This is a genomic window from Geodermatophilus pulveris, assembly GCF_900188375.1.
Classification (GTDB): Bacteria; Actinomycetota; Actinomycetes; order Mycobacteriales; family Geodermatophilaceae; genus Geodermatophilus; species Geodermatophilus pulveris.
In genome coordinates, this window is sequence record NZ_FZOO01000013.1 from 38761 (window position 1) to 53683 (window position 14923).

Annotated in this window: 12 protein-coding genes; 5 read left to right on the forward strand and 7 right to left on the reverse strand. The window is 73.5% G+C overall.

Annotated features, from left to right (window positions below; all coding sequences use genetic code 11):
* Nucleotides 1-12: 12 nt before the first annotated feature.
* Entirely contained in the window at nucleotides 13-1110 is a 1098-nt protein-coding gene (locus CHB98_RS19915; protein ID WP_218822445.1) for a glycosyltransferase, read from the reverse strand.
* Between the two features lie 486 nt (nucleotides 1111-1596).
* On the opposite strand from CHB98_RS19915, the gene CHB98_RS19920 reads away from it, so the two are divergent.
* Nucleotides 1597-3468, forward strand: coding sequence for a right-handed parallel beta-helix repeat-containing protein (locus tag CHB98_RS19920; RefSeq protein ID WP_143425145.1), 1872 nt, complete (start codon nucleotides 1597-1599; stop codon nucleotides 3466-3468).
* 218 nt (nucleotides 3469-3686) lie between these two features.
* Here the strand turns inward: CHB98_RS19920 and CHB98_RS19925 are convergent, their stop codons facing one another.
* Nucleotides 3687-4403 (reverse strand): PP2C family protein-serine/threonine phosphatase, encoded by a 717-nt coding sequence (locus CHB98_RS19925; RefSeq protein WP_089307353.1) that lies wholly within the window; start codon nucleotides 4401-4403, stop codon nucleotides 3687-3689.
* 204 nt (nucleotides 4404-4607) lie between these two features.
* Here CHB98_RS19925 and CHB98_RS19930 point away from each other — a divergent pair, with 204 nt between their 5' ends.
* Together CHB98_RS19930 and CHB98_RS19935 are read left to right on the forward strand one after the other, a co-directional pair.
* Nucleotides 4608-4826: a hypothetical protein gene (locus tag CHB98_RS19930; RefSeq protein WP_089307354.1), complete on the forward strand. Its 219-nt coding sequence runs from the start codon at nucleotides 4608-4610 to the stop codon at nucleotides 4824-4826.
* Between the two features lie 75 nt (nucleotides 4827-4901).
* Nucleotides 4902-5399 carry a hypothetical protein gene (locus CHB98_RS19935; RefSeq protein ID WP_089307355.1) on the forward strand — a complete coding sequence of 166 codons (498 nt, stop codon included), beginning with the start codon at nucleotides 4902-4904 and terminating at the stop codon, nucleotides 5397-5399.
* Nucleotides 5400-5436: 37 nt separating this feature from the next.
* Here CHB98_RS19935 and CHB98_RS19940 read toward each other — a convergent pair whose 3' ends face one another.
* On the reverse strand, nucleotides 5437-5706 hold the full coding sequence (locus CHB98_RS19940) for a hypothetical protein (protein ID WP_245821463.1): 270 nt from the start codon (nucleotides 5704-5706) through the stop codon (nucleotides 5437-5439).
* A gap of 2534 nt (nucleotides 5707-8240) precedes the next feature.
* On the opposite strand from CHB98_RS19940, the gene CHB98_RS22840 reads away from it, so the two are divergent.
* Nucleotides 8241-8363, forward strand: coding sequence for a hypothetical protein (locus tag CHB98_RS22840; RefSeq protein WP_281251884.1), 123 nt, complete (start codon nucleotides 8241-8243; stop codon nucleotides 8361-8363).
* 243 nt (nucleotides 8364-8606) lie between these two features.
* Nucleotides 8607-10211, forward strand: a complete 1605-nt coding sequence (locus CHB98_RS19945) for a sugar transferase (protein ID WP_089307356.1) — start codon at nucleotides 8607-8609, stop codon at nucleotides 10209-10211.
* A gap of 267 nt (nucleotides 10212-10478) precedes the next feature.
* Here CHB98_RS19945 and CHB98_RS19950 read toward each other — a convergent pair whose 3' ends face one another.
* From CHB98_RS19950 to CHB98_RS19965, 4 genes are read right to left on the reverse strand one after another with little or no spacing between them, the layout of a single operon-like run.
* Nucleotides 10479-11801 carry a DUF4910 domain-containing protein gene (locus CHB98_RS19950; protein WP_218822446.1) on the reverse strand — a complete coding sequence of 441 codons (1323 nt, stop codon included), beginning with the start codon at nucleotides 11799-11801 and terminating at the stop codon, nucleotides 10479-10481.
* A 4-nt stretch (nucleotides 11802-11805) separates the two neighbouring features.
* Nucleotides 11806-12828 carry an NAD-dependent epimerase/dehydratase family protein gene (locus tag CHB98_RS19955; protein WP_089307357.1) on the reverse strand — a complete coding sequence of 341 codons (1023 nt, stop codon included), beginning with the start codon at nucleotides 12826-12828 and terminating at the stop codon, nucleotides 11806-11808.
* A 7-nt stretch (nucleotides 12829-12835) separates the two neighbouring features.
* The gene (locus CHB98_RS19960) at nucleotides 12836-14242 is read right to left on the reverse strand and encodes a glutamate-1-semialdehyde 2,1-aminomutase (protein WP_089307358.1); all 1407 of its coding nucleotides are present in this window, start codon (nucleotides 14240-14242) and stop codon (nucleotides 12836-12838) included.
* Entirely contained in the window at nucleotides 14239-14889 is a 651-nt protein-coding gene (locus CHB98_RS19965; protein ID WP_089307359.1) for a PIG-L deacetylase family protein, read from the reverse strand. Before CHB98_RS19965 ends, CHB98_RS19960 begins: the two co-directional genes overlap by 4 nt.
* Between the last annotated feature and the right edge of the window lie 34 nt (nucleotides 14890-14923).

Sequence of the window (14923 nt, forward strand, 5' to 3'; positions counted from 1 at the left end):
CCGGCACGGCCGTCAGCCGGCGTCCGCCCCGCCGGCCGCGGCGCGGACGACGCCGTCCATCGCGGACCGGAACCGGGCGCGGGAGAACCCCTCGGCGTGCCGACGGACCGCCGCTGGGTCATAGGCAGAGGCCTCGAAGCGGCTCAGGCACTCGGCCCACACAGCGACCTCCCGGTCGGCATCGACGACCGGCACCAGGTCGCCGGTGAGCCCGGGGACGACGGAGTCGCGGGCGCCGCCGGCATCGAGTGCCAGCACGGGAGCGCCACAGGCCTGCGCCTCCACGGGCACGATCCCGAAGTCCTCGAGCCCAGGCATCACCAGTGCTCGGCAACGCCGGTAGAGGTCCCGCAGGCCGGCGTCGTCGACCCGGCCGACGACGCGGACGGTGGGTCCGGCGAGGCGCTCGACCTCCGTGCGGACCCGTCCGTCGCCGACGACGACCAGCGGGACCCCCGCCCGGTTGGCGGCCTGGACGGCCAGGTCGGGCCGCTTGTAGGGCACCAGCCGGCCGGCGAGGAGGAAGAAGTCCTCGCGGGCGACGTCGGCGTCAGGGGTGTAGAAGTCCGTGTCGACCGGCGGGTGGACGACCGTGGCCTCGCGCCCCCACCACGAGCGGACCCGCTCGGCGACCGCCCGGGAGTTGGCCACGAGGGTGTGCACACGCGCAGCGGCCTGGCGGTCGGCAGGGCGGAAGGCCGCCGAGAAGACGGCCAGCGCCGCCTGGCCGCGGGGACCGGCCTCACCCTCCCGCATCGAGGCGTCCCACACCCAGCGCGCCGGCGAGTGGACGTACGCCACCACCGGGCGGGTGGTGGCGTGCACGACCTGGGTGGCGAAGGCGTGGTGCGAGGCGACGACGACGTCACAGTCGGGGATGGGCAGCCGCCGCATCGCCGACGGCAGGAGGGGGAGCAGGTGGGCGTAGCGGCTGCCGCGCAGCAGCCGGCTCAGGGCCGTCGACCGGACCCGGCGCTCCAGGTCGGGGGGCAGCGTCCCGGGCCGGTGGACAGGGGCCAGCAGCGGGGCGTCCGGCCAGTGCCTCGCCAGCTGCTCGACCACTGCCTCCGAGCCGGCGTACTCGGTGAAGCGTTCGTGGACGACGACCACTCGCGGGTCCCGTGGCACCGAGCTGACGTGCACAGTCCTCGCCCTCACTGCGCCGGCGCCGGGCGCGTACTCGGCCGCGGAGCCGTGGGAGACGCACGCCCCCGGCGACGACGGTCACCTCTCGATCGTCGACAGCGGCCGACCGACCACGCGGTCGACCGCTCCCCCCGGACGATAGCCGGGCGGCAGGCCCCCGGGTAACCGTGCCCGCCGGTGCACCGGCACAGCTCCCCGGAGGGCGACTTCGGTGACGAAGAGTGTCCGTACACGTGCGAAGCGTCAGATCTGTTGGTACCGTGGGCGGAGCGCTCCCCGGCCGGGTGGCACGAGCCGATCGAGGTCCCCCGGGGCCTCCCGGTGGCTCACCGGCCGCGACACGCTCCGCCCGCCCGCCCGGGCGACCGGGGTCACCCACCCCTGCCGACCCGGACGGGAGCCGTGGCGGGGTCGCGTGGTGATCGACGACAGCTGACTGGGGGAACGACCGTGCACGGACGACGGCCACCGCACGCCCGCCCGAACACCGCCGTGCGGTGGACCGCGCGGACCGCGGTCGCGGCCACCGTGGCGACCGCGGCGGCTGCAGGACTGGTGCTGCTCGACAGCACCGTCGCGGCCGCCGCCACGACAGTGGTCGACGACCGCGTGACCGGGACGGGCAACAACCAGCACGCGTACGCGAACGGCTGGCGCATGGGTGGCGGCCTCAGCGGCATGTGGGCCTCGACCGACCACTACACGATCAACGCCAACGCGACGGTGTCGCTGCGCTTCTACGGGACCGATGTGCAGCTGACCGGGTCGCATGCCCCGGACTTCGGGACGGCCAAGGTGAGCATCGACGGCGGAGCCCCGGTGACCGTGTCGCAGAGGGTCTCCGGCCCGCGCGGCAACGACGTGGTGTTCTTCGACGCCAATGGAACCGGCGCGCTGACCGAGGGCCAGCACACCCTGCTGTTGACGACGACGTCGACCAGCGTCTTCACGCTGGACCGCTCCATCATCACGTCGAGCAGCACGACACCGGCGATCTCGAGCCCTGCCGCCCCGACCGCGCAGAGCGCCGCCCCGAGCACCTCGCCCCCCGAGACCACCACCGCCTCACCGGCCCCCTCGCCCGCCGGGACCGCCTCCGCCTCCCCGACCGGCACGGCTGCGACCACCATGCCGACCGCGCCGGCCTCCACGACGCCCGTCCCGACGCCGACGGCCACTGGTAGCGCTCCCCTCACCACCACCCCTCCTCCGTCCGCCACCACCCCGACGTCGTCGGCGGGTCTCGTGCGGACCCCGGAGGACTTCGGTGCCGATGGCACCGACGGCACCTCCGACACCGCGGCGCTGCAGACCGCCTTGAACGCCCTGAGGACGGGCGAGACACTCCACATCCCGGCGGGCCGGGTGTACCGCCACGACGCGGTCCTGGTGGTGCCACCGTCAGCTGCCGGCGCCCGGGTGAGCGGGACCGGCACCCTCATGGCGACGGTCCAGCAGCGGTCCGCGCTGAAGGTGTACGCGCCGGACTTCCGCGTCGACGGCATCACCCGGCGCATCGAGGCCACGACCAGCCGCGGCACCACCGAGGACCACCACTCGATCTTCGTGAACGCCCCGGGGTACCGGTCGACCGGTGTCACCATCGACGGGTCACACGCGGCGGGCTACTTCTTCTTCGGCGCCCGGGACTTCGTCGTCGAACGCCCGGTCGTGCGGAACACCCGGGCCGACGGCATCCACGTCACCCACGACTCGCAGGACGGTCGGATCCTGTCACCGCTCGTGCAGGACGTCGGTGACGACGGCGTGGCGGTCGTCTCCTACGCGGGCGGCTTCTCCGACGTGCCGGTCAGACGCATCCACGTGTCGTCGCCACGGGTCGAGGGACAGTCCCACGGCCGCGGCCTGAGCGTCGTCGGCGGCGAGGACGTGACCTTCACGGACGTCTTCGTGCAGGGGTCGGCCGGCGCCGGGGTGTTCATCGGCGTCGAGGGCAACACCAACCACGTCCGGCGGGTGACGGTGAGCGGGGGTGAGCTGGTGGGCTCCAACCACCGCAGCGACATCGACCACGGCGCCGTCTTCCTCACCTCGAGCCGGGCCGGCGGAGCGGTCGAGGACGTCCTCGTCGAGGGGCTCACCCTGCGCGACACGCTCAACGGCCGCGGCTCGGCCCTGAAGACCGGCGGCTCCACCGGCACCTTCGCCCGCGTGCTCCTCCGGGACGTCACGACACGCGGGGCGGAGTCCGTGGAGGGTTTCTACCCCGACGGCAGCATCCCGTCGTCGTCCTACGGCGCGCTGGCCTGGATCGGCACTGACGGCGCACGGTTGCCCGACAGAGGCGCATACCGCGGCTAGGTGTACCCGGCCGGGACGTCGGTGACGGCGGGTCGGGCGTGGATGCGGGGGGACCTCCGAGTGGGGTGCGGCTCGTCGAAGGCGCACGTCCACCCGGAGGTCCCCGGTGTCCCACGGTGGTGCCCGCACGACCATCCACGGCCGCGCACCACAGGGAGCCGGACGTGGCGGGCTACGAGGTGGACGCCGTGGACGTGCAGTCGTCGAACGGCGGGGAGTCACGCGCTCCGGACGAGCACCGCGGTGGCGTTGTCGCGCGCCCGGGAGGCGTCGGCCTCCGCGACGAGCCTGGAGACGACGGCGTCCGGGGCGTCGCCGGCGCACAGCAGCGCGGCGATCCGCCCGTCACCGAGCTCGCCGGTCAACCCGTCGGAGCAGGCCATGTAGCGGTCCTCGGGCACGACCGGGAAGAGGACGACGTCGGCCTCCGGGCGCGGTCCGACTCCCAGCGCGCGGGTGATGATGTGCCGCTGCGGGTGCGTGGCGGCGCTCTCGTCGGAGATGTACCCGGCGTCGATGAGCTCCTGGACCACCGAGTGGTCCTTGGTGCACAGCTCGAGCCGGCCCTCGTGCCAGCGGTAGACGCGCGAGTCGCCGACGTGGAAGACCGCCCACTGCGGCCCCTCGCCCTCGTCGACCAGCGCGACGCCGGCGACCGTCGTCCCGGCGCCGGACTTCTCCGGCCCCTGGAAGGCGCGGATCTCGCCGTCGGCCCGCTGCAGGGCCAGCCGGATGGCCGCGACCGTCGTCGTGCCCTGGCCGGCGAGCGAGCGCAGCGCCTCGACGACCGCCTCCGCGGCCGCCGCTCCGCCGACGTGGCCCCCCATGCCGTCGGCGACCGCGAAGACCGGCGGGGCAGCCAGAAACCGGTCCTGGTTGTCCTCCCGCTGGCCGACTGCCGTCGCCGCCCCCCACGCCAGCTCGACCTGCGGCATCCACACTCCACATCACGCATCGACGACCGGACGACCCGCGGGGAAGGCAGGTGGGCTGAGCTTAGGAGGTGGGCGGCGGACCGGCAGGTTGCGCACCGCCGAGCGCGCCGGCCTCCCGGCGCGCACCGGCCGGTCACACCACGGGGTACGCCCGATCGGGTGCGCCCACCTCGTGACGGCACGCGGCGCGACTACGGTCGGGCGGTGCACATCAGGCTCGCCGCGCTCCTCGTCGCGGGGGTGCTCTCCGTCTTCGCCGTCCTCCTGGTGACCGGCCGCTACGTCAACGAGGGCCCGGTGCTGCTCCAGATCGGCGCGGACCGCGGGGTCCACAGCGGCGACGTGCTCGTCGTCCTCGGCTGGGCGGTCGCCGTCCTGTCGGTCGCCGGCCTGCTGCGGGGCACCGGCCGCCGGGACGGCTGACCCGGGGGTCCACGGACGCCACCCGTGGGGGTGAGCCCGCTCCAGCGGACCTGCCCCGGGGCCGATGAGCAAGCCATGCCTCCCACGCACAACCCCTTCTCGGTCTCGCTGCCCGTCTCGCTGCTCCTCCCGCCCGAGGACGACGTCACCAGCCTGCTGCCGGGCCCCAACTCGGTCTCCGCCCACGTCGCCGAGCGGCTGTCCGCCGTGCCCGCCGTCCCGGCCGCACTGATCGTCCTGCGCCTGTCCCAGGGGGACGGACGGCCGGCCGCCGACGCCCTCGCCGCCGCCACCTCGGTCGTGGCGCGCTCGCTCCGCGGCGACGACTGGCTGGGTCGCTCGGGTCCCGACGAGTTCGCCGTCCTGCTGGGCGGCAGCGCCGCGGACGCCGAGGTCGCCGCCGCCCGCCTGACCGCCGCCATCGCCGCGCTGGACGTCCCCGGCCTCGGCGCGTGCGCCGGCGTCACCGACCTCGAGGCGGGCAGCACGGCCGCGGAGACGCTGCAGCGGGCAGCCCGGGCGCTGCACGCCGCGTGCGCCGGTGACGTCGTGCGCCACCGCAGCACCAGCTGAGCCGGCGGGGCGTCCGCAACGGCGCGGACGTCCCGCCTCAGCCCCTCCCCCGGCGCCGCCGGGCCTCGGCCCGGAGCTGCGCGGCGGCCGCATCGGCCGCCCGCCCGCGGGCCCGCCGCGCCCGGCGCCGCAGCCACCGCAGCGGCAGCCACGTCACCCCGACGAGCAGCGCCAGCCCGGTCAGCCAGCCGGCCACCTCCGGGTTCCCGCCGAGGCCGATCGCCACCCACGCTGAGTAACCGAGCGCATAGCCGAGGACGACGACCAGGAGCGCCGGCACCAGGAAGACGAAGATCCCCACGTCCACCCCTTCACGGTCGTTGGCCACGATGGACGCATACGGTGCCGTCCCATCTGATCGAGGTCGGAGTCGGCACACGACCGGTACAGCTGCTCACCCTCCGTGAGACACGGCCGGAGCGCGCGATGGCCGCTCCACAAGTACTTGTCCCGCGCGATAACGACGCCGGAGGGTTCCGCCACCACAACGTCTGAGACGTGCAGCTCCCATCGCTGAGTCGTGGCCTGAGGAGAGTTGCGTTGACCGAAGGCGACCTCACACGGTTGTCCGGCAGGGGGCTGGTGCCTCGGCCGCACCGGATGTGGCGTCGCTTCGTGCTCGCCGGCCTCCTCGTCGGCGCATGGATCCTGCTGGTGCGCCTGGCCGGGCCGGCGCACGCAGCTCCGGACCAGTCGAGTGCCGAGCCGTCCTCCGCCGGCGACGCCGGGGCGAGCGAGTCCTCGGGGGCAACGGCCTCGGCAGGATCGAGTGGCACGTCCTCGAGCTCCGAGTCCGAGGACCCTGGAACCGACTCCACTGTCGACGAACCAGGCTCGCTCCCGACCACGTCGGCGTCCGCCGCCTCCACCTCCACCTCCGGGACTCCCGGCTCCCCCTCCGGATCCGAGGGCACCAGCTCGGGAGCCACCCCGAGCGACCCGACCCCGACCCTGCCGGACGCCAGCGACGGCGTCTCCTCCTCCGGGGACACCACGTCGGCCTCGGGAGCCCCTGGGGACGGCTCAGCGGCTGCTCCGGGGGACTCCGCCACCGAGGACTCCGCCAGCGAGGACTCCGCCAGCGAGGACTCCGCCAGCGAGGACTCCGCCACCGAGGACTCGTCCACCAGCACCCCAGCCGGCGGGCGCGGATCCGGCGAACCCACCGCACACCCTCCCGCAACCGGTGGCGGACCACCCGCGGAGGCCGCACCACAGCAGACGGACGCCGAGGATGACGGCGACACCGTTCCGGCCGCGCCAGGGACGGAGTCCACGCTGCCGACCGAGGACCTGGCACCCGAGCCCGAGGACCCCGGTGACCCCGGACCGCCCGCTGGGAACGGATCCTCCGGCCCGCCCACCGAGAAGTCGGAGCCACCTCGTCGGGCCTCCGACATGCGCCCCGATCCGCCGGGGGTGGTGCCCCCCGGGTCCGCACCGGCAGGCCCCCCGCCGAGCGACGTCCTGCCGACTGGCGACGTACCAGCCGTCCCCGATGCCCGGCCCGTCGCGGTCCCTCGACCCGGATCGCCTCCAGCCGGCACTCCACCCGCCGAGACGCCGACGAAGGACCCAGCTCTCCCGCCCGAGCCCTCGTCGCCTCAGGCGGACCCACCGGAGTCCGCATCGTCCGACCCCCCGCTGACCGAGACTCCTGCACCTGGAACACCCCCGGTCGGCGCCGCGCCCCCCGGCGCACCGGTCGCTCCACCTCTCCCGGCTGGACCACCGCTGGAAGAGATGCCCGCGGCCGGTCCGCCATCGCCCGTGCCATCCCCCACGGAGGACGCGCCGGCCGGTGCGAGCGGGCGGAGCGGCACACCGGCAGTCACTCCGCCGATCGACGCACTCCCGGCCACCGACCTCGAGGCACCGTCGCACCACGAGCCATTCCCGGACCCGGCCGAGACGTCCGCCCTACGGACACAGTCAACGCCGCTACGGACCGCGCCACCGGCTGGAGCACCGGACGTCCCGGAGGGCACCACACGTCGGGCCGGGGACGGCCCGACCACGACGCGACCCGCGTCGGACGATCAGGTTGCGCCCGTGGAAACCGCACCGGCCCGAGGTGGTCGGTCGATGTCCACCGCCGACGCCGGAACCGACAGCGCCTCGACCCACTCCTCCGCCACGGCGCACGAGCGGCCTGCCGACAGGTCACTCCAACGCCCGATCCTCCAGCCCGGTCCGGCACCCAGTGTCCGCTCCGCGGCCCCGCACACCCCCCGGCCCGGTCCGGCACCCACCACCCGCTCCGCGGACGCGCACCCATCCCGGCCTGACGCAGGCTCCGGTCCAGTGGGGGCCGCGGCGCCGAGTCCGGGAGGGGCGGACACCGGTCCGGGGGGAGGTCCGGCGCCGAGTCCCGGGGGGACGGGGCCCGGTCCGGTGGAGGCTCCGACGCCGAGTCCGGGAGGGGGGGACTCCGACCAGCGGGCAGCGCCCGGCGACGCGACGTTGCAGCCGGCCTCCGAGGTGCCCGGTTCCGAGTACTCGTCGCGGTCGGGACGTACCGCCGCTGACGTGGGCGACCCGGTCCGTGGGGAGTCCCCGCCATCCCTGACCCGGCCCCCCGGACCTCGACCGTTCACCACAACTGCGGCCTTCACTCCCTCCCTCGGCTGCGCCGCTGCACCGTCGAGAACCGACGGCCATGACTCGGCGGCGTCGTACCCCGGCGCGGGCGCTGAGGGACCTCTCGGACCCAGAACAGGGGGCGGCCCGCTGCCCCTGCCCGTCCCCCTCGCCCCGCCCGCGCCCGTCGGGCTGGCATCAGCCGTCTGCCTCGGCCACCCCGGAGGCGGTTCCTCGGGGCAGGGTCAGGACCGCGACCCCGTGCTCGCCGTCCAGCTCGCACACGCCGCGGCCGCCCTCGGCCCGGCTTCCACCCGCGTCTCCTCGACTGCCGACGACCGCGTCGTCCAGGGCGTCTACGACCTCCTGGACCACCCCGACTGATCCAGGTCCCGGGGTCGGTGTCGCACGCCCACCTTCCGCTCCTCCCACGCGTCAGCCCACCGGCCGGCCGGTGAGCACCAACAGCCCCGTCACCGGGAGCCACACCCACTGAGACCGTCCGACAGCGCCTGCTGACCGCCTGCGCGCATCGAGGTACAGACCCATGTCCCGCACGACCTGCCCTGACCACGCTTCGACGGACGGACCGCCCGGTCCGTCGTCGGTCCACCACCAGCAGGACCGATGACCGACACGTCCGCGGAGCGACTGGACGACGACCTGGCCCCCGAGCCGCGCACCGCCACCAGCCCCGCACTGATGCCGCCCCCGTCTCCCGCGGACGACAGCCGGGAGATCCGCCATCTGGCTGAGGCGAACACGGTCCCTGCCCTGTCCAGGACGCCGGTCCTCCCGACGCGCGGCCGACCGGTGTACGACCCGTTCACCGCGCGCCGCCGGCAGACCCCTGAGTGGCTGGTCGCGTACACCGCCACGCTGGTGATGGGGGACGTCGTCGCCGCCATCGCCGCGGCGTGCGCGCTGATGCCCTTCACCGGCTCCATCTCGGCACACGGACTCAGGCTGGCGGCCATCGGCGCACTGGCCTGGCCGGCACTGCTGATGTCGCTGAGCACCTACGCCGAGCGACTGCACGGCACGGGCGCCGTCGAATACCGGCGGGTGGCCATCGGCGGGGTCGTCGCCGTTGCCGCGGCCGGCTACGCCGCCCAGGTGCCCGCCTTCGTCGGGCTCACTCGACTGCTGCTCATCGGCGTCCCGGTGGCCACCGTGCTCACCCTCCTCAACCATGCGCTCAACCGCCGGCGGCTGCACGCGGCCAGGCGCCGGGGGCTCATGACGAAGCGAGTCGTGCTGGTGGGGCGCGACAGCGCCGTCCTGGACCTGGCGCACCGACTCCGCCGGGACCCCGCATGCGGCCTGGAGGTCGTCGGCGCATGCGTGCCCCAGCCGCCCACGACGCAGTCTCTCGAGCGGTCCCAGATCGCAGTGCTGGGCGACCTCACCCAGGTCGTCCGCGTCGTGGACGAGGTCGGGGCAGACGCCGTCGTGGTGGCCTCTGCCAGCGAGACGGCCGGAAAGTACCTGCGCGACCTGTCCTGGCGCCTGGAGGGGACGAGGATCGACGTCCTCGCGGCACCAGGACTGCTGGAGGTGGCACCCCACCGACTGCAGATCCGCCCGACGACGAGCGCCCCGCTGCTCCAGATCCGGGAGCCGGAGTTCCGCGGCCACCGGCGAGTGGTCAAGGGGGTGCTCGACCGGGTCGCCGCGACCGCGTTACTCACCCTCGGTCTGCCCCTCCTCGTGGTGATCGGGGCGGTGGTCCGCTTCTCCAGCCCGGGTCCAGCGCTCTACCGCCAGCGCCGGGTCGGGAAGCGCGGCGTCTGCTTCGACGTCCTGAAGTTCCGCAGCATGGTCGTCGACGCAGACCGCCAACTGGATGGACTGCTGCCGCAGAACGAGGCCACCGTGCTCTTCAAGATGCGCCGGGACCCACGGGTGACCCCAGTCGGACGGTTCCTACGCCGCTTCTCACTCGACGAACTCCCCCAACTGGTCAACGTGCTGAAGGGCCAGATGTCCTTCGTCGGTCCGCGGCCCGCTCTCGAACGCGAGGTCGCGCGGTACGGACCGGACATGCACCGCAGACTGCTCGTGAAGCCCGGCATCACGGGTCTCTGGCAGGTGAGCGGCCGGTCGAACCTCAGCTGGGACGAGGCCGTGGAGCTCGACATCCGGTACGTCGAGAACTGGTCGCTCGGACTCGACCTGGCCATCCTGCTGCGGACGATCCGCGCCGTCGTGCGGAGAGCCGGCGCCTACTGACCGCCGAGCAGCCCGGCGCCCCGCTGTTCCCGTCGAGGGAGGAGAACGGGCAGCTGTCGAGGGTGCCCGGCCGCGCGGATCGTCCGACCCTGCGGCCACGTGCGCGACAGGCCCGGCAGGCGCTCCCGACACGCTCCAGGCGTCGTCGCCTGCGGGCGACTCGTGTGATGGCAGGACCGTGATCTGCTCGACGGCTGGTGGTGCAGGACGGCCTTCCTCTCCGTGCGGACGCAGTCGAGCAGCAGCGGGCCCGGTTCGGGCGCCGGACTACCGTGCAGGCGTCAGCAACCCGGCGGTCGCGAGGTGGCTGGCGGCACTGCGCAGACGTGCGAAGTCCGCGTCGGCCGTCACGGCGATGTCCAGCAACGACGTGGACCCATCGGAGTAGCCGAGCACCCAGAGCATCGCCATGACTGCGTCGGTGGCCTGACGACCCCCTGTCGTCGGATAGAGGCCCCGCTTGCCCAGCTGGGGCTCGCCGTGGGGACTGAGGTTCTCGTAGCACTCGTCGTTCTCCAGGACGTCGACGACCTCCAGGACGGCGAGGTAGGACTCCGCCAGCTCGGCAGGCTCCACGAACGACAGGTCGTCCGCGGAGGTGTGGTACTCGGGGTACTCCCCGTGCGGCGTGCGCGACAGCCGCCCGAAGGGCAGGTCGAAGCCGACGGCGTTGTACTGACGTTCGTCGTAGCCGTAGGGCGAGTAGCCGCGGACCTCACCGCCACGACGTGCGACGACGTGCGCGGCAGCACGGTCGATGTCCCGATCGCCGCGCCGGGACCGCTTGTAGACGAGGCTGCCGGGTCCGCCCAGACCGGTGAGGACGAGCCCGTGCCGGATCCGGTCCAGCACGTCGGCATTGCGGCTGAGCCAGGTGATCGACCCGATGGTCCCCGGCGCGAAGAGGAACCGGTACGTGTAGCGCCGGGACTCCAGGGACGCCAGGGTACGGGCCACCTCCGCGGCCACGGCGATGCCGGCGAGGTTGTCGTTCGCCAGGGACGGATGGCACACATGGGCACTGACCACGACCTCCTCGGCGCTCTCGCCCGGCACCACCAGCTCGCCGTACGTCAGCTCTCCCGGCTCGATCGTCGTGTCGACGACCACGTCGTACGGACCCTCGTCCATCGAGCGGAGTTGGCTGTCGGGCAGGCAGAACCCCCAGTCCCGGTGGTAGTACGTCGTCCGGTAGGGGATCCACTCCGGCCGGTCGGGTAGCGAGTGGAGATGGGGACGCAGCTCGTCCAGCGTCATCGTGGCGCGCACCGCGACGCTGTAGCTGACCAGGTGCAGGTTGTGTCGCCGGAAGTCGACGACCCGCCGCCCCTGCGGGTCGGCGATGTAGGCGTCCCGCACGTTCCACTCGTCGGGGACCGTCCAGTCGAACGCCTGCGTGCCGGACGGGACAGCGCGCCGCTCGACGTCGAGGGACTCCGCGAGGACGTCCAAGGTCGCCCGCACGCCGTCCCCCGTGATGCTGCGGCAGATCGGGTAGAGCCGGCTCATGGCCGAGTACATGGCCTCGCCCCGCGCGTAGAGGTCCCGCTCCCCCGACCGCAGCGCGTCCACCTGACGCGCGAGGGTCACCGGGTCACGACCTCGAGCGGAGCAGGTCGTCGAGGACACCGGTGGCCATCAGCCGATTCACCCGGTGCAGCCGGACGTACCGCTCACCCTCGAAGTCCTCGGCCGTCAGACCGATCCGGTCCATGTCCGCTGCCAGCTCCTTGATGCCGTCCAGCACGGTCCACTCCGGGCGGAACGAGGGCAGCGTCTGCTCGATCTTGGTGAAGTCCACGCGGTAGTCCCGCTTGTCCGCACCCGCGCCCTCGGCGAAGGTCACCGGTGCGTCGAAGACGTCGGCGACCGCGGTGGCGATCTGCCGGATCTGCACCACGTCCTCGTCGCGCCCGACGTTGAACGCCTGGTCGTGCACCTGGTCGCGGGGCGCCTCGAGCACCGCCAGGAACGCCCGGGAGATGTCCTGCACGTGCACGAGCGGGCGCCAGGGGCTGCCGTCGCTCTGCAGCCGCACCTCACCACGGGTGAACGCCGTGCCGGTCAAGTTGTTGACGACGATGTCGGCACGGAGCCGCGGGGAGGACCCGTACGCGGTCGCGTTCCGCAGGTGGGTCGGGCTGAAGGTGTCGTCGGCCAGGGTGCTGATCTCCCGCTCGGCCCGCACCTTGCTCTCGCCGTAGGGCGTGACCGGGTGGAAGGGACTGCTCTCGGAGACCGGGGCGTCCCCGGCCGCCCCGTAGAGCGAGCAGGAGGAGGAGAACAGGAACCGCTCGACCCCGGCGGCCTTGGCCACGCGCGCCACGTGGGCCGCGCCGTCGGCGTTGACGGAGTAGGTCGCCTCCGGATTCAGGTGCCCGACCGGGTCGTTGGAGATGGCGGCGAGGTGGACGACGGCGTCGAAACCGGACAGGTCGTCGGGCGTGAGGTCACGGATGTCGCCGGTGCGGGAGGTGTACCCCCGCGGCTGGTCCCCGAAGTCGCAGCCGTCGTACCAGCCTGCGTCGAGCCCCTCGACCTCGTGGCCCGACTCCAGCAGGAACGGCACGAGAACCGCTCCGATGTAGCCGCGGTCACCGTCTACGAGAACACGCACTGAGCACCTACTCCTGGGTCGTCGACAACAGATGGCCCTGCAGCTGGTCCGTCGCCGCCCCCGGGATCCGGCGGGGGGCCGCGAACCTCCGCAGCGCCGGTGCCACGGGGCGGCCGCGCAGGAGCCCGTCGCAGGAGCCGGCGTCCAGCGCCTCGGCGTAGACCGTCAGCGCCTCACCGACGGCCTCGACCGTCCGGGCGACGTCGTCGTCGGTGTGTGCGGCCGAGATGACGAACGACTGGCCCAGGATCCCCCGGTGCAGCATCTCCTGGAGGAAGAGCGTCCGGAACTCCTGCGAGGGCTGCCCGAGGTGGTCACGCGTCACGAAGACCAGACACGACGGCCGCCCCACGACGGCGAAGTGGTCGGCGACGCCCAGCGCGGCGGCAGCCGCGTTCGCTCCCTCGGCCAGCTTGCGGCCCTGCTCCTCCATGACCCCCACGACGTCGCGCTGCCGGTAGGCCTCGGCCACGGCGAGGTAGGCCGCGAGGCCCGTGGTCTCGGGACCGTGCGTCGTGGAGAGGAGGAAGGTCCGCGGGACGTCCGTGCGCAGGCCCCCGAGTTCCATGAGCTCCCGTCTGCCCGCGAGGGCCGAGACCGCGAAGCCGTTGCCGAGCGCCTTGCCCCACGTGGACAGGTCGGGCGTCGTGCCGTACACGCCCTGGGCCCCACCGCGGGACCAGCGCATGCCCGTGATGATCTCGTCGAAGACCAGGACGAAGCCGTGGCGGTCGGCCAGGGTCCGCAGGCCCGCCAGGAAGCCCGGTGCCGGATCGGTCGTGCCCGTGGCGGCCTCGAGGAGCACGCACGCGACCCGGCCGGGGTGACGCTCGAGCAGGCGCTCCACGGAGCCGAGGTCGTTGTAGTCGAAGCCCAGCGTGAGGTCGCGCTGGGAGTCCGGGATCCCCGTGTCCATCTCGGTGGTACCGATGAACCAGTCGTCGGTCGAGAAGAACGGCTGCGACCGGCACAGGGCCACGAGGTCCCTGCCCGTCGCTGCGCGCGCCAGCTTGACGGCAGCGGTCGTCGCGTCGGAGCCGTTCTTGGCGAACTTGACCATGTCCGCCCCGGGTACCTGCTCGAGGAACGTCTCCGCCGCGCGCAGTTCGTGGACCGACGGCCGGCTGAAGCTGACCCCCGTCCGCGCCGCCGCCGTCACGGCCTCGACGACCGGCGCGTGGGCGTGCCCGAGCGTCACCGACCGGAGCCCCATCCCGTACTCGACGTACCAGTTGCCGTCGACGTCCTGGACCCGCGCACCCTCACCGCGCGCGATCACCGGTGCCATGCCCTCGGGGTACTGGTCCGAGCCGCGGGCGTACGTGTGCGCTCCTCCCGGGACCAGCTCGTGCAGCCTCCGCTGCATGGCGGTCGACGCCGCGAACGTCCGGCCGACTGCCGAGGAGGACGTCATCCGGTGCTCCCCGCATCGAGGTCGAGGAGCAGCTTGTCGCACACGAACCCCTCGGCGTAACGGGATCTGCTCTCCATGCCCCGCAGCCGCATGACGCCGGAGAACAGCTCATCGTCCCACCACTCCCGCGCGACCTGCGAGGGGAAGCACCGGGAGAGCAGCTCGACCTTGCGTCGCGCATCGCTCTCGGTCAGCCGGACGTAGACGTTCGGCGAGCGGAAGTCGCCGTCCCACTTGGGGATCTCGTAGTGGAGGATCAGCGCGTCGCGCCAGACGGTGCTCACCAACTCCCCGAGCAGGCGGTGGTCCTGGTGCGCGTCATCGGCCCGGGGCGCCATCACGACGGTCGGCCGACGTTCGGCCGCGCACTCCTCGAGGGCGTCCTTGACGGCGTCCCAGTGCGCGGGCAGCCGCCCGTCCGGGAGGTCGAGCGCACGGACCGTGGCGTCGGGGAAGAACTCCGGCAGCGCCGCTCCGGCTTCCTCCCTGCGCTCCGGACTGCCGGTCAGGACCAGGCCGGCGACCGTCGTCGCGGGCCGGCCGACGAGTCCCAGGAGGGTGCCACCACAGCCGATCTCGATGTCGTCCGGATGCGCACCGACACACAGGATGTCGAGCCGAGCGCCCGGCGGAGCCAGACCGATCACGAGGCGACCGTGCTCCGCCCGGTGCGACCGGGCG